This is a genomic window from Bacteroides sp. L008 (assembly GCF_040812255.1).
In the GTDB taxonomy this organism is placed as follows: domain Bacteria; phylum Bacteroidota; class Bacteroidia; order Bacteroidales; family Bacteroidaceae; genus Bacteroides; species Bacteroides vicugnae.
In genome coordinates this window covers 1-26,657 of record NZ_JBFNXO010000002.1, presented here as the reverse complement: position 1 = coordinate 26,657, position 26,657 = coordinate 1, and the positions used below count along the sequence as shown (strand labels likewise).

Below are 26,657 nucleotides of genomic sequence, written 5' to 3'. Positions count from 1 at the left end.
TCATTTTCAATGTTACATCTATCTTTTCCCTTGTAGCACAGTAAAACAATCACACTGATTATCAATATATTACATTTCTACTTTTTTTTTTATAATGAAAGAAATCAATATCCACATATCCACCTTTCGTTTTCGTAGCATAATTGAATATGGCAAACTTTGTTCCCATAAAAAACTTGGTAAAATCAAACTTCATTTTGAAATCCTGTCCGACCTTTATCCATTTGCGATTATCCAAACTATAATAGAAAGTAGCCAAATCACGATGCTGACTAAAATCACAGTCAATACGCAGATAAATCATATTCTGATCCAAGCCTATCCGCTCTTCCTCAACAGCGTCAACTTTCAGAATCGCTTTGTCAGAATCATTCAATTCTACAACATTCGTACTCATTGTGAGATATTTCTTATTTCCATCCATTATTATAGACAATAACCCCGAATCCCCGTTAAATGCACTAAATCCGGCGACATCCCCATCTTTCATGTGGGATATATCCATAGAAATAGTTCCACTACACGCAGGTCCTTCCATACGCTGTGTGATGGTATTGGGAGCAGCATACAAATTATCGACTATCCGATCCGTCTTAAGCCGCAAGTAACCGGGACGTTCACTCAAGGACCAGAAATCGTTCATCGGATTATGGTTCCACTGCCAGTTAAGCTTTAACTTGGAGACATCAAAATCATCACTTACCACCAAAGGGATTTCCGGATAGCCTTGAATCGGCTTCTCCATCACCAAAGGTACATGTCCATTTTCATCCCCCAGCATCGGCCAACCGTCTACCCAACGACATGGCATCAAGGTAGGAACACGTCCCACTCCGTTACGGTCTTGAAATATCATGCCATACCAACGACCGTCCGGTGTATCAACAATATTCCCTTGTCCCACTCCTCCATACGTATCAAAAGCATCTTCTAAAATCACGTTCTTTTTATATGGCCCGGTTATATTATCAGCACGATAACATACCTCTCTGCGGATTCCATTTCTCGGCCATGAAATCATCAACAAATAATACTTTCCATTATGTTTTATCACCTGGCTTCCCTCCAACAGTCCATTCTCCGTCTCGTCACGTTCGAAGATTTTCATATTGACACCATTGGGTTGCACTCCTGAAAGATCACTCTTTAGTTCAACAAGAGAGCCTGTCCCGTAAAAAATATACACTTTACCATCATCATCGAAGAAAAGAGATGCATCATGAAAATGCGGTGTACGAGATACCAACTCCCACTTACCGCCCGGGTCAGTTGTCGAATAAATATATCCTTTGTGCGGCTTGTCATTAGGGGAGAAGAATACATAAAACTTACCATTATGATAACGAATCGATGACGCCCATTGTCCCCGTCCATAGACAGTACCGTCTTTCAGGTCATAATTCGGAGTATCCGTCAGTTTATCAAATACATAACCTACAATTTCCCAATTTACAAGATCTTTTGATTTCATGACAGGCGCTCCGGGCATCAGATGCATTGTAGTACTGATCATATAAAAATCATCACCTACCCTAATCACAGACATATCAGGAACGTCCGCATAAATAACCGGATTACGAAATGTATCACTTGCATATCCCATTATCCCGGATAGTAGTAACAAAAACAAAACAAACAGTTTTCTCATGACCATATTCTTGATATATAAAATTAAAAAACAATTGCTGTGTATTGGAACTATTTAAATTCCCAATAATCCAAATTGAAAAGTTTCTTCCCTTTCTCTCCCTTAAAACAAAAATAAAGATCATGCACCCTTTTGGCATTCTTTATCTTGCATGACATCAGTTTATAGATATCCATTCCTCCTGTAGAAGATATGCTGATATTACCAACTATCTGTCCGTCAACACCGTCCAAACGAATCTCAATATTTCCTCCTTTTTCAATGCAGGCAGCGCTGACACTAAACTTCTTCGCCCCTTTTGCTCCAAAATCAACACCTCGCACACACAAGTATTCATCATTGTCAATATCTGTCACATATAAACCTCCATTCTCTAAATTCCCGGTCTTCAACCCATACCCCCAAGCCATCGTTTCAGCCTCCACTCTGCGATAAGGATTAAAGGTCCCGATTTGCTCCAGTTTTGTATCCTGCCAATAGGGGACTTCCTGAATTGTCCCATCCGGATTATAATGCATTTTTGCAACAGATACCGAACGCCGCTCTTTATGATCGAAAGTCTCCAGATGAAGCAAATCATAATTTAGGCCAAACACATACGAGTCCCCCTTATAATCAATAATTCCGGGGTGATTGCCTCTGGTTCTTTCCGTAGGACGCATGATATATCCTTCTGTAACCCATGGACCGGTAGCCTTGTCACTCATGGCATAGCCAATACCTTCCGGGCAACAAGTTGAAGCAAAAGCCATATAATAATGTCCGTTCCGCTTATACGTCCAAGGTCCTTCCTGATAATGTTCCGGCTTATCAGCCAGTTTTACGATTTCTCCCGAATAAGAAACCATATCCTCATTCAGTTTCACGTAATAGACATTTGGATTGCCCCAATACATATAGGCTTGCCCGTCATCATCAATAAATACGGTAGGGTCGATATCATCCCAATGCTCTTTTTGCCATACTAACGGTTTATTCAAAGGGTCTTTGAAAGGACCGTAAGGAGAGTCGGATACCAATACGCCGATACCATTACCGTGAATCGGGCAATACATATAAAATTTACCATTACGTTCGATGACTTGCTCTGCCCAGGCACCGTTATCACGCTTCACCCAATTGAAACTCTTCAAGGAAGCGACTGCACCATGATCCGTCCAGTTTACCATGTCTGTAGAAGTATAAAGCAGCCAGTCCAGCATTTTGAAACCTTCGGCATCATCCTCATCATGAGTGGTATAAAGAAAAACGGTATCATTATATACCATTGGAGCCGGATCAGCGGTATATTTTGTCTGGATAATAGGATTTTGTGCCGTTCCCGAAACAGCCATCATAACCAACAGGAGTGATACACCCCAAAAATTCAAGTTTTTCATATTCTATCAGTTTAAAGTTATTGGGTTATTAATATTCCACCATTGCAAGGAATGGCCAATTGCAATTCTTGTTTCTTACCTATTTCTATTTGTTTTACGCTACCCTGCAATGCCTTATCATCACCATACAGTCTCACCTTTTCTCCATTGGAGAACATCGGCAAATTAATTTTAAGTTTCAGTGTTTCCTTCTGCGCATTTACTCCGGCAATATACCATTTGTCTCCATGACGACGGGCAAGAATAACGTATTTGCCAGGATAACCATCAATGAAACGTACCTCATCCCAAGTCGTTGGGACCTCTTTCATAAAATCAATTGCCCACGCAGGAGCATCAGTCAGATTATTCGGTGCCAAAGCGAAATGTTGTACCGGACTTTGAAATAAAACCGCCGTAGCCAATGCAAAGACATCTGATGTCACCCGTCGACTTCCTCGTGGAGCATTATCCGCATTGTAATATTTGTTCAATGCACTACCTCCGAAATCCATGCTACCTACCGTGTTACGGATAAACGGATGCAGGGTGGCATTAAAAGCCTCATGATCACAGCTACCTTGAGAGAAATGAAGATTTTCACTAGCCAACACAGCTTCACTCGATGCGTAGTTAGGAAACATATGTTCCCAACCACGAGGCAAAGTACATCCATGAAAAATAACCAGAAGGCCGTACTCGTTTGCATCCGCCAAGATATCCTCATACAACTGCATAGTCATTTGCTTGTCACCTCCGAAAAAGTCAACTTTTATTCCGCGGATACCAATGCTTTGCATCCATTTCATCTCCTTACGTCTGGCTATCGCATTATCCATAATACCTCTCGGAGTTTGCGGAGCATCATTCCAATACCCATTCGAATTATACCACAAATAAAGAGCTACCCCTTTGTCCTTCCCATATTTAGCCAATTCTTCAATTTTATCACGCCCAATTTGTTTATCCCACAAGGCATCGACCAACACAGATTGATACCCCATCGCTGCCGAGAAATCAATATACCGGAGTTGCTCTTTGTAATTAGTACTTCCATCCATACCGATAATCCAGCTCCATGAACCCCGGCCATACGTATACTCTCCTTTTGCCGGATAAAGCGGTTTTACAACATCAAAAGGAACGGTCGTCTCCACTATGGGAGCCAAAGTCTTACCTAAAGTAATAGTACGCCAAGGCGTCTCGCCCGGTAATGCTATCCCCGGAGAAACCGTACCATTCCCATTCGCTTCACCTTCTTGCGGAAATCCAATGGTATATACTCCTCCTTTTTGTCCCAACAGACGGCTCGCACAATATCCGCCATTTACTCCCGTTTCGGAAACAAGCACCCAACCGTTATCTCCATTACGGAACAGACAGGGAAATGTATATCCTTCTCCCCAGCCATTTTTCCCTGCGACATCATCTGCTGTATAAGACGTCTCATAACTTGGAGAAGTACGGGCAAATCCCCCCATCGGTTTACTTTGCGGACAAAGGAAAGTGGTGGTTCCGTCAGGAAACGCAAATCCTGTGGCTTCCTTCCTAATCACGCAATTTAGTGTCTCACCTTGCGGATACATCTTATATTTAAAAGCAACATCATTATTACTTATGCGGAATATAACATCATAAACTGTTTTCCCTTGTTGTGTAAACAAAAATACAGCTTCATTCGCCACATAATGAACCTTGCTCTGTTTAATAGAAGGTAGCTCATAGGTTTCATCTATTTCGTTTATTGAAACATTTTTCTCTAGCGACATCCCGGATGAAAAATCTCCGATATTTGCAACAATCCCCAATGGAGATGGCCCTAAAAAGAGAACATTGTCATAACTGACAGAATAAGAGGGTCTCCCATCTCTATCCGAAACTGTTACCACCAGCTTCCCATCAGGACTTGCTATCTGTTTATCTTCTGCACTCGCAACGCTACTAACCAATAACATAGCCATTGCTATAAAAAAATTCATCATATTTCTATTTTTTAGATTCTTCAAAGGATGTATTTTCATAATTACAGAATGATAAGGTTTCTAATTAATTACCAACAGATGTTGCATACAGGCCGATCATTGCTCCTGTAAAGCCACCAGCCACATTAGTAGAAAGAATATCACCGGAAACGGTTCCTCCTAAATTTATAAAACTTTTGCCATCAGTCGAATAATTAAAACGATAATCATCTCCATTGGCTGTTACTTGCAGTGTCACAGGTTTCTCTATCTCTATCTTCACCTCGCCTAGAACACTTGTTTGCCCTTTTTCGGTTCTTTGCAGTATCAGATAATAGTCTTTTTCTTTTTTAGTAATACCGAAAACGTAGTGATATCTTTCATTCTGATAACATGTTACACCGGCAAAATCTTTCTCATTTTTCGGTTTGTACTCCATTGTCGCTGCCGCTGTAAATTGATTATGCTGCTGGCGGTAGAACAAGGTAGAAGTAGGTTTCACTTCATTGATATTTGTGGTAAAAGGAATGATTCGCAAACCTTTACCGGTGATATCCACGAATTCCTCACGAGGACCTCTAAGACCGATCCATCTAAAATCCAATGTCTTATCGGAGAAATCATCCTTAAAGACAAAGTTACCACTAGGCAAATAACCATTTTGCCCTGTTTGGTTCTCTACTCCTGAAGGCATCTTCAATGTAGGTTTCATAGGAATAAGCCCATTCTCAAAAACAGGAAATGTTCCGCTCCAGTCCACCGAAAGAATAAAAGTTTCACGTCCGGTATTCACTCTATTCTTCTCATTGGGACGTATCCCCAAAAATACACCATAATATTTTCCATCCGGTCCCTCCACTAAGTCTGCATGACCAGCCCAGTCTACTTTATTCACCCGGTTTGCAGGAAAATAACGCTGGGTGAGAATCGGATTGTTACTTGCCGGAAGATAAGGTCCTTTCGGATAATCACTTACAAAAATCACTTCACTATGCCAGCCTCCGGTTCCACCTTCCGCACACATCAAATAGTAACGTCCATCTTTCTTATAGATATGAGGAGCTTCAATCCATATTGGCTTTTCTTCTATATTGATGCCACCATTGACAATGATCCGGTCCGATCCCGGAACCACTTTATCATTCTCCACATCATAATCCCATATTTTTATGACACGGTGTCCTGAGTAACATTCATTTGCTTTAGCAGGAGCATCATTATGCACCACGTATGCCTTGCCATTATCATCAAAGAAAAGAGAAGGATCAATGCCTTCAAATTGAAGTTTGACCGGATCACTCCAACCATTCTCCGGATTCTTTGTCTTTACCACCATATTTCCAAAGCCACCGGAAAATTGAGTGGTTATCATATAAAACGTATCATTATTGGGATTATATCTTATAGCAGGAGCATATACACCAGCACTAATACCACAATCTTCAACCTTTAATTGTGACGTTCTGTCCAGCACATGACCGATTTGTTTCCAGTTGACCAGATCATTAGAATGGAAAATAGGTACCCCGGGAAACATGGCAAAAGATGAGCACACCAAATAATAATCATTCCCTTTCCGCGTTATACTCGGATCGGGATAGCAACCCTGCAAAATAGGATTATAGAACTCACCCGGCTTTAAAGGATTGTTTTGATAAATAGCATCCTCCCCCTGATAAATAAATTGCGTAAAGACAGGAGCATTTTTCGTTATTTTACCCTTGCCACTCACCTCCATATTAAAAAACAGCATAATAAATACGACAAGGCCCACGGATTGACAGCCCGACAAAATCAATTTTAATGTTCTCATATTATCACTTTTTATTTTCTATAATTTCCTGTTCCATAGTAGTGATGGCAAATGTATTGATTTGATTTCATCGTATCTGAATAATCACGATACAGGCTTCTATATAGAGGTTACATTTATCACAGACATGTAACATTCTTCTTTCTTGGTGTTACACAAGCATTTAAATCCATAAAATGGTAAGAGAAATGTTACATTGAAAAGACAACTAGGGACAGTTGTCCATGGAATGAGAAGATTTCACGATAAGTATTAATAGAAAGAATCTAATCTATTAATAATAAACTTGTTCACTATTAAGGGGAAACTTCTGTAGATCAGTATACAAACTTACTCTTCCCTAATTACAATCTATAATTGCAAGCTTTGATTATAAAATCAGAACTTGCAATTATAAAAATGCAAGCTTCATTTATAAAAACAAAACTTGCGTTTATAGTTTATAATAGGCGCAAAACAACTTTACCGGTAACTAAAAACATGTTTGTCGGTAATGAAGAGAAACTTTTCTATTAATGGTTTGCGTACAGTATTCCTATATTTCTCATTGGATAGAGAAGCGAAGTAGAACATTTAGTATGAGAAATACCTTGATATGCCCTAGAATAGGATGAGAATAAAAGGATTTCGGGACTAAAATAGGAGAAAAGTATGAGAAATGAATTTCTAGAAAGTATTTCTCATAATGCATCTCCCTGATAATCTATATATTATATAAAATGATGAGAATATGAGAAATGAAAATGAAAAATCGTTTGCAGGGCGCTGAATTTAAATTTGAATTCAGCGCTCAATTTATATTGGTTGTAGAAGGTAGATAGTTCCAATATACTGGATAAAATCAGGAAGTATGATTATTGCACGTTCATCACTATCGCTTTCAATTTATTTTTATCGGAAGAGCCTCCATACAGCAATTCATAAGTACCTGCCACCGGATGCATTGTATTAGTCGCCTCATCAAACCATTCGAAACTCTCATGTGTAAGAGGAATAGTTACTGATTTTGTTTGCCCGGCAGGAATATGGACACGTTTGAAAGCACGCAGGGTATAACGGGGGCCGTCTTTATCTGCCGGAGATCGCAGATAAACCTGAACCACTTCATCTCCGTCCCGCTGCCCTACATTACTTACCGGAACAGTTAACATAGCTGTTTCTCCTTTTCCAATCGTATTCTTACCCAGATTAGCCTCACCATAAATAAACGTTGTATAACTCAGCCCATACCCGAATGGGTAAAGTGGTTGCTGTTGCATATATCGATAAGTATGTCCCTTCATGGAATAATCTTCGAAGTCCGGCAACTGACCGGCATCCTTATAGAAAGTGACCGGTAAACGTCCTGCCGGGTTATAATCTCCAAACAGTACATCTACAATAGCCGTACCACCTGCTTGACCCGGATACCACGCCTGCAAAATTGCCTCACAAGTATTTGATTCCGGCACTAATCCGATGGCTGAACCGGAATAATTGATAAAGACTACTTTCTTTCCAGCTTTCTTCAAGGTCCTCAGCAAGTCGCGCTGAACAGCAGGAAGTTCAATATCCGTACGGTCGCCCCCTTTAAATCCGGACACTTCCACCGGCATTTCCTCACCCTCCAGACTGGGAGAAATTCCGCCGGCAAAAAGAACGACATCAGCATCCTTCACTTTCTCTACTGCCAAATTCAAATTAATTTCGACTTGTTTACCCAAATCAAAGTCTAATGTAGCTCTCTCATTCCGTTGCTTAAACAGAATCTCAATATGATACTCCTTTCCAGCTTTCGCCTGTAACGTATAGAGATTCGTCGGATTCTTGACATATACTTTTTGAGCTACTTGTTCACCATCAACCATCAGAGTTACTTCACCATCCAACTGGAAACGGAAAGCAACATCACCGGACTGTGAAGGACGAAAAACAGATTCATAACGAGCCGAGAAATCTGTTATTTCTACACCGGGAGCAAATGTAGTAGCCCCTGTTGTAGCAAAATGGAATGGAGTAGAAATCTGGTCAGTGGCAACCACTTCTCCTTCACGAGTCCGATTATTCCAATATTCTGCCAAGAAGCCGGGCTTACCATTTATACTACATTCACTAAACAGACTTTGCAGTGCTTCTCTACTCGTGCGGTCACAACCGGGCTCATACATCACTTGTCCTTCGGGTAATTTGGAACGGACAGCTTCCAGTAAAGTAACTGTATGTCCCGGTATACCATTATAGTTTCCCCACTGCATCACAGAATCGTTGGCATTTGGTCCCATAACAGCCACTTTCAGACCAGTATTCAAAGGAAGAATATTGTTTTTATTCTGCAAAAGCACCAATGACTCACGCGCCATACGCAGGGCTAAATCCTGATGTTCCTTACTATTAAGAGTAGAAGCAGGAATCTCCGCCCAGGCAGGTTGTTCATCCATCTCTCCCAACTCAAAACGTGCAGTCAACAAACGTTTCAGCGAAACATCAATCAGCTTTTCATCAATCAATCCGGCTTTCACAGCATCTGCCAACGAGCCATATTCACCACCACATTCCAGGTCTGTTCCTGATAATACAGCCCCGGCAGAAGCGTGTTCCTTGTCCGGATGAGTTCCATGTGTTTCCGGCCTGTAAAAATCGGAAATTGCACCGCAATCGGAAACAACAATCCCTTTATATCCCCACTCATCACGTAAAATCTGCATTAACAGACGGTTGCTTCCACAACAAGGCTCTCCCTCAAAACGATTGTAGGCACACATCACCTCTTTTACATCCGCCTTCTGCACCAAGTCTTTGAAAGCCGGTAGGTAAGTCTCCCATAAATCACGGGGAGCAATATTCTCCGCATCAAAACTGTGGCGGTTCCACTCCGGTCCGGAATGGACTGCGAAGTGTTTGGCACAAGCATGCAGTTTGTCGTATTTACTATCCTCCGGTCCCTGCAAACCACGAACAACGGCCATCCCCAGTTGTCCCGTCAGATAAGGGTCTTCACCATAAGTCTCCTGTCCACGTCCCCAACGAGGATCACGGAATATATTTACATTCGGCGTCCAGAATGTCAGTCCCTGATAGCGTTTTAAAACACCGTTTTCACTGAAAATACGGGATTTCACACGAGCCTCGTCGGATACAGCATCAAATACTTCATACAATAACGAATCATTAAAAGAAGCCCCCATACCGATAGCCTGGGGAAAAACTGTGGCCAACCCTGCGCGTCCGACTCCGTGTAACGCTTCATTCCACCAGTCATACTCTTTGATTCCCAGACGCGGAATAGCGGGTGAGGCATTCTGCATGAGTGCAACTTTCTCTTCCAGAGTCAATCGGGGCAATAAATCTTCCGCCCGTTGTTCAGCCGTTAAAGAAGTGTCTTGATAAGGTAATTTTTGAGCGCAAGAAAAAAGTAAAGAGAGACTGCATACTCCAAGCGCAAATTTTAGTCCTGTATTCATGTTATTACATATTAGTAGGTTATCTTGTTTCAACGCAAAGTTAACGGATTTCAGCCAATAGTATATATAATCATGTATCAAAGACTTGTATTCGTGTTACATATATGCATAGAAAAACCAAGATTTCCTGATATTACATTTCAACAGAACTAAAATAGACTTAAAACTTTCCCGATTTCCAATAAAAGTTTGAAGTATACTTAAAACTTTTCCTTATCTTAGCAAAAGTTTTAAATACAAATAAAACCTATAATAAAATGGACTTTCCTAGAATTCTCAAAAAAAGAAAAGGCTACATCGAACGGATAAAACCTTTCATGCGGAAATCTGTAGCTAAGGTACTGACAGGTCAGAGACGTGTAGGCAAAAGCTTTCTCCTTTATCAACTTATTGAAGAAATTTTAGGTGAAGAGCCAAATGCCAATATCATTTACATCAATCTGGAAGACTTTGAATTCAGTTCATTACAAACAGCCCAAGATTTACATTCCTACATCATTTCTCAAAGTCAGAAGAAAGACAAGAACTATATATTTATCGACGAAATACAGGACATTCCGGGATTTGAGAAAGTGATTCGTTCTCTTCTCCTCAATGAAGATAACGATATATACATTACCGGTAGCAATGCCAATATGCTTTCAGGAGAACTTGCAACTTATTTAAGCGGCAGATATATTGAATTCAAAATATACAGTCTCTCTTATTTGGAATTCCTCGAATTTCATGGATTAACTGACAATGAAAAAAGCTATGAACTATATAGTCGTTATGGTGGGCTTCCTTACTTGTTGAACCTTCCTCTCGAAGACGAAACAGTAAATGAATATCTAAAAAGCATATACTCTACGATTGTTTTTCGTGATGTAGTCAGTCGGTATAAACTACGAAACACATTATTTTTAGAGAAGTTAATCCAGTTCTTATCCGAAAACATAGGAAATCTGTTCTCGGCTAAAAATATCAGTGATTATTTAAAATCACAACATGCGACAGTTTCTGTGAATCAAATTCAAAATTATACAGAATACCTAAGCAACGCTTTTCTTATTCACCGGGTAGAAAGATATGATTTAATAGGTAAACGTGTCTTTGAAATAGGAGAGAAATACTATTTCGAAAATATGGGAATCCGCAATATTGTTATTGGATATCGCATTACAGACAAAGCCAAAATATTAGAGAATCTGGTTTATAATCATCTTTTATATAGAGGATATGAAGTAAAGGTTGGTTATTATGGAGATAAGGAAATTGATTTCATCGGAGAAAAAAACGGAGAAAAACTCTACATACAAGTTTCTTTAAAAATAGACAGCGAAAAAACCGCTGAAAGAGAATTCGGGAATCTACTGAAAATACAAGATAATTATCCTAAAATGGTAATAACAGAGGATAACTTCAATGGAAATAGCTATGAAGGGATACGCCACTGTTCAATACGCCAGTTCTTAATGGAGTAGATTGCAGCAGTAACTCAATCGATCATCTTCTTAGATGCAGATTGCACGGATCAAATAAAAATCTCTGTTCCGTGCAATCCTGATCTGATCATAAGAGCCGACAAAACAGTTACTTAAAACTCAACTAAAATACGGAATACCTTCCCCGGATTAGCCGCCCATTCCTGCATAGCTTCTAAAGCTCCTTCAGGTTTGGCAACTTTCGAAATCAACTCTTCTACCGGACAATTTCCTTCTTTCATATAATTGATGACTGCACGGAAGTCTGCCGGCAAGGCATTTCTGGAACCACGAATATCCAGTTCTTTCTGAACAAAGAGTTTCGTTTGAAAAGCAACTTCACTCTTAGCATAGCCGATACAAACCACCCGTCCTGTGAAACCGACCTCATCTACTGCCATTACATAAGTCACCGGACTACCAACAGCTTCAATCACGACATCAGCGCCCAATCCCTCTGTAATCTCCTGCATCCGTTCGTGCACATTTTCTGTCTTGGAGTTAATCACATAAGAGGCGCCTACCTTTTTCGCCAGTTCCAGCTTTTCATCATCCAGGTCAACAGCGATTACCGTTGCACCTCTCAAAGCAGCACGTACAATGGCACCAATACCAATCATACCACAACCAATCACCATCACAAATTCATTATCGATTACTTGTGCACGAGATACGGCATGAAAACCGACACTCATCGGTTCGATCAAGGCACAGTCACGAGAAGAGATATTACCTGCCGGAATAATCTTTGTCCAAGGCAATACAGCATATTCGCACATCACTCCATTGCGTTGCACGCCTAATGTTTCATTATGTTCGCAGGCATTAACACGGCCATTACGACAAGAAGCACATTTTCCACAGTTGGTATACGGATTCAAGGTCACATTCATACCTTTTTCAAAACCCGCCGGAACATCCGGGCCGATTTCCTCAATGACTGCTCCTACTTCATGTCCCGGTATCACAGGCAATTTCACCATCGGATTTTTACCCAGGAATGTGTTCAAGTCGGAACCACAAAAACCAACATACTTGATTCTTACTAATACTTCACCGGCTCCAACGGTCGGTTTTTCCAGTTCAACCACCTTCATTTCGGAGGGATTGATAATTTGAACTGCTTTCATTTGATATGTATTTGATAAAATTTTATTAATCGATTACTTTATAACCTTTCCAGCCATAGTAGGCACAGAAGACAAAGCAAATCATCGGCACGCAATAAGCCACATAATAAATATGCTCATTGGCATGCATGAAATAAGCTGTCAACTGCGGGAGACAGGCATTACCAACGATCGCCATTACAAGAAAGGCCGAACCGCTCTTCGTCTGATTTCCAAGTCCTTTTAAAGCCAATGAGAATTGAGTGGGATACATAATGGACATAAAAAACGAAATAGCCAGCATCGCATATAGTCCGATCATTCCTCCCCATATCATCACCACTCCGCACAGGAGGATATTCATCAGGGCATAGAGCAACAGCATATCTTGAGGACGGAATTTCACCATCAAGCCTGTACCAATCCAACGCCCCAAAAGAAAAGCCAGCATATAGAGTCCGAAGAAAGTGGTAGCCGTATCTTCCGGCAATCCTGCATAGGTGCAGCAATAGACCAGGAAAAGACTATTGATGGCTGTCTGCCCGCCATTATAAAAGAATTGGGCAATCACTCCCCAACGAAGATGCGAGTGTTTTAATACTCCGAAGTCTATCAGTTTTTCTTTCTTAGCATCAGTCACCATTGCATCTGAAGAGGTTGTTTCATCTCCAATCTTCGGCAACTTTGAAAAGACAAATACAACGGCTATGGCAATGAGCAGTAAGGCCAATATCAGATAAGGAAGTTTCATGGCATCTGTTTCCAGTTGGATATAGGCTTGCCAACCACCCGGATAATCTACAGGAAGTGTTTCCCGTGTGTAATGGTTCCCACTAAGGATGAGTTTGCTTAAGAACATGGCAGCAATGAAAGCTCCGAGTCCGTTGAAAGACTGCGCTAGGTTCAATCGGCGGGGAGCCGTTTCAGAGGCACCCAGCACTGTTACATACGGATTGGCAGCCGTCTCCAGAAAGCACATTCCGGTGGCAATGATAAAGAAGATGCAAAGGTAAGCCCAATATTCTTTTAGCATGGCAGCAGGGAAAAAGAGCAGACCTCCGATAGCAGCCAGGATAAGTCCGAATATAATTCCCACTTTATAACTATATCGTTTCATGAACATAGCTATCGGAATAGGAAAAATAAAGTAGGCAAGCCAATAGGCTGTCTCTGTAAAAGAAGCCTCAAAGGTATTCAGTTCACAGGTCTTCATTAATTGCCGGATCATCGTAGGAAGCAGATTACTGCTTATCGCCCACAGGAAGAAAAGGCAGAAAACCAAAGCTAAGGGTATTGTATATGTATTCTTTTTCATGGTATAAATATAGTTTCACGATAAGATTGTTTTCTCAATCATTCGGACATGTTCTTGATGTAAGGAAGCACGGGGAGATCCGTAAATCCATAGAAATTCCGGGCATTCTCTCCTAAAAAGAGTCTTTTGTCCTCTTCCGTCAATTCAGAAGACTTCACCACAAAATCATAAGACATTTTGTAGGTGATCGCTGTGATGGTACGCGGATAATCCGAGCCCCACATCAGTTTTTCCATTCCTACCAGATCTGCCGCTTCACGGATGGCTTTTATGGCTCCTTTAAAAGGATAGAACTCGTCATTGAAAAGCCAGGTGATTCCACCGGATTCAATCATCACATTGGAATGACGTGCCAGACGGATTTGCTCTTTCCAGTCGGGCCGTGTCACCATTCCGAAGTGTCCGATAGCTATCCGCAAATCCGGACATTCCTGAATAATCTCCTCCATTTCAGGAACCTGTGTGGCTCCGTCGGCTAAATCAATAGAAAGCAGAACGTCCTTATCTTCCATATAATGGAACATATCCATCATCTCTTCACTGTTCAGCATCACTCTTCCTTCTTTCAGTAATAGCCGTTGTGCCGGAATCTTGATTGCCTTAAAGCCATTATCAATAAGTTCCTTGGCATGATTCAGAAATCCCGGTTTACGGAATTCACACATGCCGCAAACAATAAAACGATTGGGAAAACGTTCCTCTACTGTTGCCAGATAATCATTCTGAATTCCATCAATAAATTCTTGCGTGATGACTGCGGCAGCTACCTGCGCATAATCCATATTCGAAAGAAACGTCTCCGCATCATTCACCCCATTCACCATGAAAGGAGGAAGCATCTGGCGAATCTCTCCCATAAATTCCGAACGTCCATTCTGTAAAGAACGAATGGGTAAACCATCTACTACCGTGTTCTGCTCTATCCACAGATGAGCGTGCGCATCAATAATTGTATAGTCCATACAAATGATTCTGTTTTATGAATTTGCCCAGCTTACCCGTTTCTGTTCTCCGATAATCTCCTGCACTTCCTGAACGAGTTCCCAATCAATAGGTTCTTCGATGAAAGCGATGTTCTTTTTCACATTCTCCGGATTAGTCGTACTAAACAAAGTCGTTGCTATACGGGGATTGCTGACGGAAAATTGCATAGCCAGTTTCTCTATCGGATAGTTTTTTGCCTTGCAATGTTCCATGGCTTTACGGCAAGCTTCTACCAATGGTTGGGGAGCCGGATGCCAGACAGGAACACCACGTTCACTCAACAATCCCATTGAAAGCGGAGAAGCATTAATCACACCGATTGCTTTGGATTCAAAATAGTCCAGAAAGTCTGCTAATTTATCATCACACAGGCAGTAATGGCAGAAGCTAAGTACAGATTCAATCGTACCGCTGGGTGAATGATCGATGACCCATTTCAAGTTTTCCAGTTGCAGGTCAGTAATTCCTACGTGACCTACCACACCTTTTTCACGCAACTCGACCAAAGCCGGCAGTGTTTCATTGACCACTTGATTCAAATCGGCAAATTCCACATCGTGCACATTAATCAGGTCGATAAAATCTATATTCAAGCGTTCCATGCTCTCGTACACACTTTCCGTCGCACGTTTTGCAGAGTAATCCCACAGGTTCACTCCGTCCTTTCCATAGCGTCCCACTTTGGTAGAGAGATAATAGCGATTGCGGGGAAGATCTTTCAGTGCTTTTCCTAAAACTGTCTCTGCTTTGTAATGTCCGTAATAAGGAGAGACATCTATAAAGTTCATTCCCGATTCAACAGCTGTGAACACGGCCTGAATGCCTTCTTTTTCTTTCAAATCATGGAAAACTCCTCCTAAGGAAGAAGCTCCGAAACTAAGAGATGACACTTTCATCCCTGTTTTTCCGATTTCATGGTATTGCATAACTTTTAGGTTTTAAATCATTTTGTATGTGACAAAAGTAGGTAAGGAATGGTTTCAGTGCAGCAGAGAACAGTCGAAAAACCAACGTAACGGTTTACGTAAAAAAGATTGCTTCAGATGTTTTTAATTTTCCGGGAATGTGCTTTCTTTGTAAAAAGAATCTAAGTTACAGACTTTCAAATGGAAAACCGGAAACATACTTCACTCAAAGATCTCGCCCAAGCACTGGGGGTATCGATTCCCACTGTATCCAGAGCACTGAAAGACAGTCCGGAGATCAGTCGTGAACTTTGTGCCAAAGCAAAAGAACTGGCCAAAGAGATGAACTACCGTCCCAATCCTTTTGCCATGAGCTTACGGAAGAATGCACCGCGCATCATCGGAGTAGTAGTTCCGGATATTGTGACTCACTTCTTTGCGTCTATTCTGAACGGAATAGAAAATATGGCCATTGCCAACGGATATTTCGTGATTATCACCACGTCGCATGAGTCGTACGAACATGAAAAAAGGAATATTGAGAATCTGGTGAATATGCGGGTAGAGGGTATTATCGCCTGCCTATCTCAAGAAACAACCGATTTTTCCCACTTATCCGCCTTGAAAAACATCAATATGCCACTTATCCTATTCGACCGCGTTTGTTTGACCGACCAATTTTCTTCAGTGGTAGCGGACGGAGTGCAATCTGCACAAATGGCAACGCAACATCTTCTCAATAATGGAAGCAAACGGGTAGCCTTTATCGGAGGAGCGAATCACTTGGATATTGTAAAGAGAAGAAAGCACGGTTATCTGGAAGCTCTACGCGAAAATCGGATTCCTATCGAAAAAGAGTTAGTCGTTTGCCGGAAGATTGATTATGAAGAGGGGAAGATTGCCACAGAGACACTGTTATCTCTCCCCCAACCTCCCGATGCTATCCTTGCCATGAATGATACGCTGGCTTTTGCAGCTATGGAAGTTATCAAAAGCCGTGGACTTCGTATACCGAATGACATTGCTATTATCGGATATACCGACGAGCAGCATGCCAATTACGTAGAACCTAAATTATCTGCCGTTTCGCATCAAACCTATAAAATGGGAGAAACTGCCTGCCAACTATTAATAGATCAGATTAAAGGAAATAAGACAATCAAACAGGTTACAATTCCGACACATCTGCAGATTAGGGAGAGTAGTATAAAATAAATTCAGGAAAGAAATATATAGTAGAAAAATGAAAAAGTAAATTCTGCTATTGAGATAAATAAAAAATAAGGTGTTGCATCTAAACGATACAACACCTTATTTATATTTATTATATTGTTATAAGATTATCTCTCTACAATCTTCTCTAATCTAACATTATATACTAATGCCGAATAAGCTTGCAGATTACCATCATTAGTGCTTGAGCCATATCCACTTTGATAAGGAATATACAAAGTCCAAAAATCACCAACTACCATATGTATCAGCGTATAAGACCAGCCGGAAATAACACCATTCAAAGTAAAATTTGCCGGAGAATCAAAGTCTGTAGGTTCTGTTCCTGTGTAAGTCTGTTGAACTACATCTCCATTGAAATAAGACATACGATAATGTGCACTTACTGTAGAAGTATATTGAGGCACCTCTTTGCCCGTCCCTTTTTTCACCTTCTTAACATATATCCATTGACCAGTTACCTCATCTTGATAACGATAAAGTTTCTCCGGATCATTCTTAGCTAAAGCCTGATTTTCAGGACTATCATACACACTAGCGATCGAGTCTATAAAAGCCACACTACGTGCCTGCCAATTATCATAACGACTCGTCTCTTCCGTCTCACTGCAAGCAGTGAACGCAAGAGCCAGCAATACTAAGGAGAATAAATAGATCTTTTTACTCATTCGTCAAAGGTTTATTGTAAAGTTTTCAATAGAGAAGTGATGCTTACTCTATCTGCGATGATATTATTCAGTTCAGAGATAGCGACACGCTCTTGCTGCATGGTATCGCGGTTACGCAATGTCACACAATTATCTTCTAATGTCTGATGATCGACTGTTACACAGTACGGAGTACCAATAGCATCCTGACGGCGATAACGCTTACCGATACTATCCTTTTCGTCATATTGGCAATGGAAGTGGAACTTCAGGCTGTCAATAACTTCACGGGCTTTTTCAGGCAGACCGTCTTTCTTTACCAACGGCATAACTGCCAGTTTCACCGGAGCCAGAGCAGCAGGCAATTTCAGAACCACACGGCTTTCACCATTTTCCAGCTGTTCTTCGCAATAAGATGCGCTCATGATACTAAGGAACATACGGTCAACACCGATAGAAGTTTCGATTACGTACGGAGTATAAGACTCGTTCAGTTCCGGATCAAAGTATTTAATACTCTTGCCGGAGAACTTCTCATGTTGAGACAAGTCGAAGTTAGTACGAGAGTGGATACCTTCTACTTCTTTGAATCCGAACGGCATCAGGAACTCGATGTCAGTAGCGGCATTTGCGTAGTGAGCCAGTTTATCGTGATCGTGATAACGATAGCTTGCATCTCCGAAGCCAAGTGCCTTATGCCATTTCAGACGGATTTCTTTCCATTTCTTGAACCAGTCAAGTTCTGTCCCCGGTTTCACGAAGAACTGCATTTCCATCTGTTCGAACTCACGCATACGGAAGATGAACTGACGGGCAACGATCTCGTTACGGAAAGCCTTACCAATCTGTGCAATACCGAAAGGAACTTTCATACGACCCGTCTTCTGTACATTGAGGTAGTTTACAAAAATACCCTGTGCAGTTTCCGGACGAAGATAAATTTTCATGGCTCCGTCGGAAGTAGAACCCATTTCAGTAGAGAACATCAGATTGAACTGACGAACTTCTGTCCAGTTCTTTGTGCCGGAGATCGGACATACGATTTCTTCATCAATAATGATCTGACGCAATTCTTCCAGATTACCGTCGTTCAGAGCTTTAGCAAAGCGAGTGTGAAGTGCGTCACGTTTTGCCTGATGCTCCAATACACGTCCGTTAGTTGAACGGAATTGAGCCTCATCAAAAGATTCGCCAAATCTCTTGGCAGCCTTCGCTACTTCTTTATTAATTTTATCATCATACTTTGCCAACTGATCTTCAATCAGTACGTCAGCACGATAACGTTTTTTAGAATCCTTATTGTCAATCAAAGGGTCATTGAATGCGTCTACATGTCCGGAAGCCTTCCAGATAGTAGGATGCATAAAGATGGCAGAGTCGATACCGACAATGTTTTCGTGCAACAGCACCATGCTGTCCCACCAGTATTTCTTAATGTTGTTTTTCAATTCAACGCCCATCTGACCGTAGTCATACACAGCGCCTAGTCCGTCGTAGATATCGCTCGAAGGGAATACGAAACCATACTCTTTGCAATGCGATACAAGCTTCTTAAAAACGTCTTCTTGTGCCATTTTCTTTTCTATATCTATTAATTTGAATTTGCTTTTTTCGTAAAAAGTGCCACAAAGATAGGGATTTATCTCATAAATAAGACAGGGAGGGTATTAATTTATCTTATTCCTGAACTTCTTCACCGATTTCCAGCCCTTCTACCTCGAATTCCGCCAGTTCTGTCTCCTCATCTGCTTTCTTCATCTCTTTAGTCAGCATACTTTCCTAGCGTCACCTGTTCCGACAGATTGGTGCATTTAGTTTTATGAAAAGCTCATAAAGTTGTCGAGAAGGGACACCCAAGCTTCATTGAGTGCCGACAAATTTTGTTCGCGGACAAGAACAATGCTACACTGACGACAGAAGTCCTCTAAAAGCGCTTCGGTTTTCGCATCTTCCACTTGCATCTTTTGCGGCTTTCCTGCATTCCGACGAAAAGTATCGGCTAGTTCCACAAGTATTAGTATAGGATTTTTCTCAAAATCCTCTTTACAGAAAATGGGCCATAGATATTCAGAATCAGCATCTATACAAATCAGCACAGCTGGAAAATAAGGAACCTCACTCACTCCGTCATTTACAGGAGTAGGTATATGAATAATCCGCAGTTGCAAAATGCAAGATGCAGGAAGAGCTTTCACCATATTTACAAGTATATCATTTTCGAACTTCACCGTAGCATACTTGTCTTGCACAAGGGCAGGCAATTTCACAGTACTCCATTCATACGTTCCATCAGCGGTAGGGATAAGATAAGGCACAAGCTTACTTCCCTTTGCCGTGGGATAAGCTCCCCTCTTGTCAAAACCAAGGCTTTCAAAATCATGTATCGTCAACTTTTCACTCACAGCAATTGCCGCACGAAGCGCTTCCGTAATGTCACGAGCATCTTTTTCACACGTGATGCCATATTGCGCCTTGTATGGCTCGAACCGGGTAAAGTCCGGCCATCCGTTGGAGCGACTAATTTTTAGACCAGCGTCATTGACATATTTGCGAATTCTCTTCTTCGTCGTGTCATCCAAGGTAGAAGCCGCCACGAAGTCACAATTGATGCAGTCAAAAGTCATCACAGTTTCAAACGTCTCGCAACCAAAAGATTGTTGCCTTCCCATATCCAAGGTCTTCAAGTAGCAGGAAAAGCCATTCTTACCTCTATAGAATCCAAGGGAGAAATGCTCACCTGCATTGCCCATCACACTACAATAGCCCGTCTCACCATCCGACAAGCGAAAAGCGAACACATCACTGTCAGTTAGCTCCTCCCACAAACAAATGCTGCGGAAACGAAGCGCTGCTTCAAGCATTTCATTAGTTAGTATCATAATTCTGTTTTTTAGTTTGAAGATTGCATTCAATATGATTACAAATAAACAAAAAAAATCCAGTTTCACTAAGCACTCCGTTTCTTTTTTTTGTTTTCGTTAAATAGATAGTGGCTCATTACAATTAACTCTTTGTTTCCCCCAAAGAAATCTACAACTTTTCTTATATCAATATTTTTTGGATCGGAGCCGCATTACTCTCCGTCTTTTTTGCTTTATTGGTATGGAATGTGAAATCAAAGGATTAACAGAACTGTCAGTATCATAAAAAACGTGAGTTCTTTTCGTCCTCATATGAATTTATTTCGTATTTTTGCGTGGACATCCCCTTTTTTGATGTTCAGGAAGATAATTTGTTGTTAAAGCAAAGCGAAGATTGATATATGAGTGACGAAATCAATGAGATAACGGAAGGACATTCAGACTACAAACCGGCGGACACGCGGGACGAAAACGTAAAGCATCAGTTAACAGGCATGTACCAGAATTGGTTTCTGGACTATGCTTCATACGTTATACTGGAACGTGCCGTGCCTCATATCAATGACGGTTTGAAGCCTGTGCAACGACGTATTTTACATTCAATGAAACGTCTGGACGACGGACGGTATAACAAAGTGGCTAACATTGTGGGGCACACCATGCAGTTCCACCCTCACGGTGATGCTTCTATCGGGGATGCCCTGGTACAGTTGGGACAGAAAGACCTGTTGATCGATTGTCAGGGTAACTGGGGTAATATCCTCACCGGAGACGGCGCAGCTGCTCCCCGTTATATCGAAGCACGCTTGTCCAAGTTTGCGCTGGATGTTGTCTTCAATCCCAAAACCACCGAATGGAAACTTTCTTATGACGGACGAAACAAGGAACCGGTCACTCTTCCTGTGAAATTCCCGTTATTATTAGCACAGGGAGTGGAAGGTATCGCCGTGGGACTCTCTTCCAAGATCTTGCCGCACAATTTCAACGAACTTTGTGATGCCTCTATCAGCTATTTACGCGGAGAGGAATTCCAACTATATCCTGATTTCCAGACGGGAGGTTCTATCGATGTAGCCAAATACAACGACGGAGAGCGTGGCGGAGCCGTGAAAGTACGTGCCAAGATCAACAAGATTGATAATAAAACGCTTGCTATCACAGAAATTCCATACGGAAAGACGACTTCGACAGTGATCGACTCTATCCTGAAAGCTGTTGATAAAGGAAAGATCAAAATTCGTAAGGTAGACGACAACACGGCTGCCAACGTAGAAATATTGGTGCACCTCGCACCCGGCACCTCATCGGATAAAACGATTGATGCTCTCTACGCTTTCACAGACTGTGAAGTAAGTATCTCGCCCAACTGTTGTATTATCGATGACAGTAAGCCACATTTCCTTACTGTGAGCAAAGTCCTGAAAAAGTCGGCAGACAATACGATGGATTTGCTGAAGCAGGAGCTGGAAATCAAGAAAGGAGAAATACTGGAATCCCTGCATTTCTCTTCTCTCGAAAAGATATTTATCGAAGAACGCATCTATAAGGATAAAGAGTTTGAGCAATCCAAAGACATGGATGCAGCCTGTGCACATATCGATGAACGCTTGACACCCTACTATCCGACATTTATCCGTGAAGTTACAAAAGAAGATATTCTCAAGTTGATGGAAATCAAAATGGGACGTATCCTGAAATTCAACTCGGACAAGGCGGATGAACTGATCTCCAAGATGAAAGAGGAAATTGCCGAGATTGATAACCATCTGGCCCATATCGTGGATTATACCGTCAACTGGTATCAGATGTTGAAAAACAAATACGGCAAGAATTTCCCGCGCCGCACGGAATTGCGGAACTTCGACACCATCGAAGCAGCCAAAGTAGTAGAAGCTAACGAAAAACTCTATATCAACCGTGAAGAAGGATTTATCGGAACGGCATTAAAGAAAGATGAATTCGTGGCCTGTTGTTCGGATATTGACGATGTGATTGTCTTCTTCCGTGATGGCAAGTACATTGTTACTCCTGTTGCAGATAAAAAATTTGTCGGTAAGAACGTTCTTTATGTCAATGTATTCAAGAAGAACGATAAACGCACGATCTACAACGTAGCCTACCGTGACGGAAAAGAAGGAACGACCTACGTAAAACGCTTCGCCGTAACTTCCGTGGTCCGCGACCGTGAATATGATGTAACACAGGGAACTCCCGATTCACGGATCACCTATTTCAGCGCCAACCCGAACGGAGAAGCCGAAATCATCAAGGTGACATTGAAGCCGAACCCGCGTGTACGCCGTATTATCTTCGAACATGACTTCAGCGAAGTCAGTATCAAGGGACGCCAGGCACGGGGTGTGATTCTCACCCGCTTGCCGGTACACAAAATATCCCTGAAACAAAAAGGCGGCTCTACTCTCGGTGGACGTAAAGTCTGGTTTGACCGTGACATACTCCGTCTCAACTATGACGGACGAGGCGAATATCTGGGAGAATTCCAAAGTGACGACTCCATTCTGGTTGTACTGAACAATGGTGATTTCTACACCACCAACTTCGATTTGAGCAATCACTACGAAGACAATGTGAGCATCGTTGAGAAATTCGATCCCCATAAGGTATGGACCGCTGCACTTTATGATGCCGATCAACAGAATTACCCGTACCTGAAACGCTTCTGCTTCGAGGCCTCCAACCGCAAACAGAACTATCTGGGAGAGAATAAGAATAACCGTCTCATCTTGCTGACCGATGAGTACTATCCGCGTCTGGAAGTTATATTTGGCGGACACGACAGCTTCCGTGATCCGTTGGATATCGATGCAGATGAATTCATAGCTGTCAAAGGGTTCAAAGCCAAAGGAAAACGCATCACGACCTATACCGTGGATACGATCAACGAACTTGAACCGACCCGCTTCCCCGAACCTGAACAAGAGCAGCAGGAAAGCCCGGAAGAGGAACCGGAAAATCTGGACCCGGACAGTGATAAGAGCGAAGGCGATATTATTGATGAGATCACCGGGCAGATGAAATTATTCTGATGAAGAAAAAACTAATATACCTGGGGCTGACAGGATGCATCCTGTTCGCCCTTTGCACCAGATTACAAGCGCAGATTGACAGTCTGCAAACCCATCGGTATGTAACACGTGCCACCATGTACGGTGTAGGATTTACCAACGTATTCGACACCTATCTTTCACCGCAGGAATACAAAGGAATTGACTTCCGTATTTCCCGCGAGACGATTCGGATGACCAAGTTATTCGATGGAAATGTGTCTGTGCAGAATTTCTTTCAGGCAGACATCGGTTATACCCATAACCGTGCCGATAACAATAACACCTTCTCCGGATTAGTCAACTGGAATTACGGATTACACTACCAGTTTCGACTGACGGAGAATTTCAAATTATTAGCCGGAGGATTGATAGATGCCAACGGAGGCTTTGTCTATAATCTCCGGAACACCAACAATCCGGCATCCGCACGGGCATACGTCAATTTGGATGCCTCAGGAATGGCTATCTGGCATTTGAAAATCAAACGGTACCCGATGGTATTACGCTATCAAGTCAATCTACCGGTGATGGGAGTAATGTTCTCACCGCACTACGGACAATCTTACTACGAGATATTCTCTCTGGGAAATTCGAGTGGAGTGATAAAGTTCACCTCCCTGCACAACCAGCCTTCACTGCGGCAGATGCTCTCGGTCGACTTACCGATAGGATATACAAAAATGCGATTCAGCTATCTGGCTGATTTGCAACAATCCAATGTAAACAATATCAAGACACATACCTACTCGCACGTATTCATGGTAGGATTTGTGAAAGACCTATACCGTATCCGAAACAAAAAAGGAACAGCTTTGCCTTCATCGGTCAGAGCCTACTAAGAGAACAAAATTTAATGTTGAAACTTCAAGTGAGATCAATTAAGAATGAGAAATAAGATTAGACAAATGCTTTGGCTGCTCTGCTGTCTTCCGGTATTGACCGGTTGCATCGGAGAAGAAGACTACGCCAATGATCCTGTAGGAAACTTCGAACAACTATGGAAGATCATCGACGAACAGTATTGTTTTCTGGAAGCAAAAGGTATTGACTGGGATGCCGTTCACGACAAATATAGCCCACTGATTATTCCGACAATGTCTAATGACGACCTGTTCGACATCCTAAGCCAGATGCTATACATTTTAAAAGACGGACATGTCAATCTATCCTCTGCCAAACGTACTTCTTTCTACGATGAATGGTATCAGGGTTACGACTGGAACTACCGGGAAGATATTCTCTATCAAACTTATCTGGGCAGTGCCAGCACAGGATACTATACATCCGCCGGTTTAAAGTATAAAATATTCGATAATAATATAGGATATATTCGTTATGAAAGTTTCAGTTCCGGAGTGGGCGATGGCAACTTGGATGAAGTTCTCCTCTACCTGGCCACCTGCAACGGATTAATCATCGATGTACGTGATAACGGAGGCGGAAACCTGACCAACTCCACCCGCATTGCCGCCCGGTTTACCAACGAGAAAACACTTACCGGATATATACAGCACAAAACCGGACCGGGACATAATGATTTCTCCAAGATGGAGCCGATCTATCTGGAACCATCCAACAGCATCCGGTGGCAGAAGAAAGTAATCATTCTGACCAATCGTCGTTGTTATAGTGCCACCAATGATTTTGTGAATGCGATGCGCAGCTTAAACAAGGACAACGAAGAGAAAAGAATCATCCAGTTAGGTGACTGGACCGGAGGTGGTTCGGGACTTCCCTTCTCATCAGAATTACCTAATGGATGGAGCGTCCGTTTCTCCGCCAGTCCGCATTTCGACAAAAACAAGCAGCCCTTGGAAGAAGGTATTGAGCCGGACATTGCCATCAATATGTCTGAATCAGATCAACTTAAACACAAAGACACTCTGATTGAAAAGGCATTCGAAATCTTAAGTGAATAACTTTATTGTCGAATTATTTGCCAAATCAGAAAATCTTCCTATCTTTGCACCGCTAAACAAAAAAGCTACACATGCGGATGTGGCGTAATTGGTAGCCGCGCCAGACTTAGGATCTGGTGCCGTGAGGCGTGTAGGTTCGAGTCCTATCATCCGCACATACTACACTGTATTTACAGTTAAAAAGCCCCTAAAACGGACATTTTAGGGGCTTTTTTGTGTCCTCTCCACTAGTGTTCCGAACAATCATGGGGCAAAGATACGAAATTCCGACGAATTGTCATATCCCCCCGCTTCATGGTCGACAGTCGCCCAAAAGTCACTCGGAAAAACATCTGTCGACAAAGAAACAAACAGGTATATCGAAGATTTGAAACTGCAAATTGAAGAAACCTGTAACAAGCTCCGGCAAAAAAAATATCCCCTCAACATCAACAACTCGACCTTGAGGAATCTGCGGGCTTCGCAAGACATTCCTTTCTATAAGTTGAGCGGAACGTTTCTATATAAAAGGAGGAAATCATGAACTTTCTGGCAAAAAACTATAGCAAAAGAATATGAGCAAGAACGGATTTTCTTATTACAGGCAGAAACTGACCGCTTTCAGGACATTAAAATCAAACGTCTGAAGAAAAAATACGGATGCGACGGCTATGCCGTATATCAATACGCGTTGAACGAAATCTACCGTGTAGACGGTTCGTATATCCGCTGGACGTCCGATCAGCATTTTGATTGCGCTGACTATTGGGGCATCCATGAAGAACGAGTGGAAGAGATTGTAGACTACTGCGCTGAAATCGGTCTGTTCGACTCCGTGGTGTGGAAAACGCAATGCATTCCCACCTCCCGGGCTATCGAACAGACCGGAGAAGGCAGGCAAGGAAAAAGAGGGGGAAAATGATTGCTAGCAAAATACGCTCCGGAAGATCTTGA

General features: G+C 41.9%; 17 protein-coding genes, 1 tRNA gene and 2 pseudogenes. 8 read left to right on the top strand and 12 right to left on the bottom strand.

The genetic code is table 11. The annotated features are described in order from the left end of the window. Positions 1-61: 61 nt before the first annotated feature. The 5 genes from AB3G73_RS19640 to xyl3A form a co-directional block, all read right to left on the bottom strand. Entirely contained in the window at positions 62-1,648 is a 1,587-nt protein-coding gene (locus AB3G73_RS19640) for a glycoside hydrolase 43 family protein (RefSeq protein ID WP_367745465.1), read from the bottom strand. A 50-nt stretch (positions 1,649-1,698) separates the two neighbouring features. Next, positions 1,699-3,027 (bottom strand): glycoside hydrolase family 43 protein, encoded by a 1,329-nt coding sequence (locus AB3G73_RS19635; protein WP_217721821.1) that lies wholly within the window; start codon positions 3,025-3,027, stop codon positions 1,699-1,701. A 17-nt stretch (positions 3,028-3,044) separates the two neighbouring features. Beyond that, positions 3,045-4,985, bottom strand: a complete 1,941-nt coding sequence (locus AB3G73_RS19630; RefSeq protein ID WP_367745720.1) for a glycoside hydrolase family 97 catalytic domain-containing protein — start codon at positions 4,983-4,985, stop codon at positions 3,045-3,047. 67 nt (positions 4,986-5,052) lie between these two features. Next, entirely contained in the window at positions 5,053-6,780 is a 1,728-nt protein-coding gene (locus AB3G73_RS19625) for a glycoside hydrolase family 43 protein (RefSeq protein WP_143867414.1), read from the bottom strand. Between the two features lie 854 nt (positions 6,781-7,634). Continuing rightward, positions 7,635-10,220 carry a xylan 1,4-beta-xylosidase gene (gene xyl3A / locus AB3G73_RS19620; protein WP_367745464.1) on the bottom strand — a complete coding sequence of 862 codons (2,586 nt, stop codon included), beginning with the start codon at positions 10,218-10,220 and terminating at the stop codon, positions 7,635-7,637. A 257-nt stretch (positions 10,221-10,477) separates the two neighbouring features. Here xyl3A and AB3G73_RS19615 point away from each other — a divergent pair, with 257 nt between their 5' ends. Continuing rightward, positions 10,478-11,683, top strand: a complete 1,206-nt coding sequence (locus AB3G73_RS19615; RefSeq protein ID WP_148364038.1) for an ATP-binding protein — start codon at positions 10,478-10,480, stop codon at positions 11,681-11,683. Between the two features lie 113 nt (positions 11,684-11,796). Here AB3G73_RS19615 and AB3G73_RS19610 read toward each other — a convergent pair whose 3' ends face one another. From AB3G73_RS19610 to AB3G73_RS19595, 4 genes are read right to left on the bottom strand one after another with little or no spacing between them, the layout of a single operon-like run. Beyond that, positions 11,797-12,813 carry a zinc-binding alcohol dehydrogenase family protein gene (locus AB3G73_RS19610; RefSeq protein WP_148364039.1) on the bottom strand — a complete coding sequence of 339 codons (1,017 nt, stop codon included), beginning with the start codon at positions 12,811-12,813 and terminating at the stop codon, positions 11,797-11,799. Between the two features lie 25 nt (positions 12,814-12,838). Further along, positions 12,839-14,107, bottom strand: coding sequence for an L-fucose:H+ symporter permease (gene fucP / locus AB3G73_RS19605; RefSeq protein ID WP_367745463.1), 1,269 nt, complete (start codon positions 14,105-14,107; stop codon positions 12,839-12,841). A gap of 38 nt (positions 14,108-14,145) precedes the next feature. Then, entirely contained in the window at positions 14,146-15,069 is a 924-nt protein-coding gene (locus AB3G73_RS19600; RefSeq protein WP_217721816.1) for an amidohydrolase, read from the bottom strand. Between the two features lie 15 nt (positions 15,070-15,084). Continuing rightward, positions 15,085-16,017, bottom strand: coding sequence for an aldo/keto reductase (locus tag AB3G73_RS19595; protein WP_148364042.1), 933 nt, complete (start codon positions 16,015-16,017; stop codon positions 15,085-15,087). A gap of 180 nt (positions 16,018-16,197) precedes the next feature. On the opposite strand from AB3G73_RS19595, the gene AB3G73_RS19590 reads away from it, so the two are divergent. Next, a complete protein-coding gene (locus AB3G73_RS19590; protein ID WP_148364043.1) occupies positions 16,198-17,211 on the top strand; it encodes a LacI family DNA-binding transcriptional regulator in 1,014 nt (337 codons plus the stop codon). A 125-nt stretch (positions 17,212-17,336) separates the two neighbouring features. Here AB3G73_RS19590 and AB3G73_RS19585 read toward each other — a convergent pair whose 3' ends face one another. The 3 genes from AB3G73_RS19585 to AB3G73_RS19575 all read right to left on the bottom strand — a co-directional run bounded on the left by AB3G73_RS19585 (position 17,337) and on the right by AB3G73_RS19575 (position 20,755). Beyond that, the gene (locus AB3G73_RS19585) at positions 17,337-17,897 is read right to left on the bottom strand and encodes an FKBP-type peptidyl-prolyl cis-trans isomerase (protein WP_148364044.1); all 561 of its coding nucleotides are present in this window, start codon (positions 17,895-17,897) and stop codon (positions 17,337-17,339) included. An 11-nt stretch (positions 17,898-17,908) separates the two neighbouring features. Continuing rightward, on the bottom strand, positions 17,909-19,450 hold the full coding sequence (locus AB3G73_RS19580) for a glycine--tRNA ligase (RefSeq protein WP_074559048.1): 1,542 nt from the start codon (positions 19,448-19,450) through the stop codon (positions 17,909-17,911). A gap of 243 nt (positions 19,451-19,693) precedes the next feature. Beyond that, the gene (locus tag AB3G73_RS19575; RefSeq protein WP_367745461.1) at positions 19,694-20,755 is read right to left on the bottom strand and encodes a hypothetical protein; all 1,062 of its coding nucleotides are present in this window, start codon (positions 20,753-20,755) and stop codon (positions 19,694-19,696) included. 383 nt (positions 20,756-21,138) lie between these two features. Here AB3G73_RS19575 and AB3G73_RS19570 point away from each other — a divergent pair, with 383 nt between their 5' ends. The 6 genes and pseudogenes from AB3G73_RS19570 to AB3G73_RS19545 form a co-directional block, all read left to right on the top strand. Beyond that, positions 21,139-23,784 (top strand): DNA gyrase/topoisomerase IV subunit A, encoded by a 2,646-nt coding sequence (locus AB3G73_RS19570; protein WP_298044282.1) that lies wholly within the window; start codon positions 21,139-21,141, stop codon positions 23,782-23,784. Beyond that, a complete protein-coding gene (locus AB3G73_RS19565; RefSeq protein WP_008642868.1) occupies positions 23,784-24,644 on the top strand; it encodes a DUF3316 domain-containing protein in 861 nt (286 codons plus the stop codon). Before AB3G73_RS19570 ends, AB3G73_RS19565 begins: the two co-directional genes overlap by 1 nt. Positions 24,645-24,689: 45 nt before the next feature. After that, positions 24,690-25,724, top strand: coding sequence for a S41 family peptidase (locus AB3G73_RS19560; protein WP_008649432.1), 1,035 nt, complete (start codon positions 24,690-24,692; stop codon positions 25,722-25,724). 73 nt (positions 25,725-25,797) lie between these two features. After that, positions 25,798-25,879, top strand: a tRNA-Leu gene (locus AB3G73_RS19555). 66 nt (positions 25,880-25,945) lie between these two features. Beyond that, positions 25,946-26,154, top strand: a pseudogene (locus AB3G73_RS19550) (site-specific integrase); the annotation flags it as partial. A gap of 124 nt (positions 26,155-26,278) precedes the next feature. After that, a pseudogene (locus tag AB3G73_RS19545) lies at positions 26,279-26,580 on the top strand (DUF4373 domain-containing protein); the annotation flags it as partial. Positions 26,581-26,657: the final 77 nt, after the last annotated feature.

Bases quoted from the DNA above. Each gene is read 5' to 3' on its own strand.
- AB3G73_RS19640 (WP_367745465.1), bottom strand. From the start codon at position 1,648: ATGAGAAAACTGTTTGTTTTGTTTTTGTTACTACTATCCGGGATAATG.
- AB3G73_RS19635 (WP_217721821.1), bottom strand. From the start codon at position 3,027: ATGAAAAACTTGAATTTTTGGGGTGTATCACTCCTGTTGGTTATGATG.
- AB3G73_RS19630 (WP_367745720.1), bottom strand. From the start codon at position 4,985: ATGAATTTTTTTATAGCAATGGCTATGTTATTGGTTAGTAGCGTTGCG.
- AB3G73_RS19625 (WP_143867414.1), bottom strand. From the start codon at position 6,780: ATGAGAACATTAAAATTGATTTTGTCGGGCTGTCAATCCGTGGGCCTT.
- xyl3A (WP_367745464.1), bottom strand. From the start codon at position 10,220: ATGAATACAGGACTAAAATTTGCGCTTGGAGTATGCAGTCTCTCTTTA.
- AB3G73_RS19615 (WP_148364038.1), top strand. From the start codon at position 10,478: ATGGACTTTCCTAGAATTCTCAAAAAAAGAAAAGGCTACATCGAACGG.
- AB3G73_RS19610 (WP_148364039.1), bottom strand. From the start codon at position 12,813: ATGAAAGCAGTTCAAATTATCAATCCCTCCGAAATGAAGGTGGTTGAA.
- fucP (WP_367745463.1), bottom strand. From the start codon at position 14,107: ATGAAAAAGAATACATATACAATACCCTTAGCTTTGGTTTTCTGCCTT.
- AB3G73_RS19600 (WP_217721816.1), bottom strand. From the start codon at position 15,069: ATGGACTATACAATTATTGATGCGCACGCTCATCTGTGGATAGAGCAG.
- AB3G73_RS19595 (WP_148364042.1), bottom strand. From the start codon at position 16,017: ATGCAATACCATGAAATCGGAAAAACAGGGATGAAAGTGTCATCTCTT.
- AB3G73_RS19590 (WP_148364043.1), top strand. From the start codon at position 16,198: ATGGAAAACCGGAAACATACTTCACTCAAAGATCTCGCCCAAGCACTG.
- AB3G73_RS19585 (WP_148364044.1), bottom strand. From the start codon at position 17,897: ATGAGTAAAAAGATCTATTTATTCTCCTTAGTATTGCTGGCTCTTGCG.
- AB3G73_RS19580 (WP_074559048.1), bottom strand. From the start codon at position 19,450: ATGGCACAAGAAGACGTTTTTAAGAAGCTTGTATCGCATTGCAAAGAG.
- AB3G73_RS19575 (WP_367745461.1), bottom strand. From the start codon at position 20,755: ATGATACTAACTAATGAAATGCTTGAAGCAGCGCTTCGTTTCCGCAGC.
- AB3G73_RS19570 (WP_298044282.1), top strand. From the start codon at position 21,139: ATGAGTGACGAAATCAATGAGATAACGGAAGGACATTCAGACTACAAA.
- AB3G73_RS19565 (WP_008642868.1), top strand. From the start codon at position 23,784: ATGAAGAAAAAACTAATATACCTGGGGCTGACAGGATGCATCCTGTTC.
- AB3G73_RS19560 (WP_008649432.1), top strand. From the start codon at position 24,690: ATGAGAAATAAGATTAGACAAATGCTTTGGCTGCTCTGCTGTCTTCCG.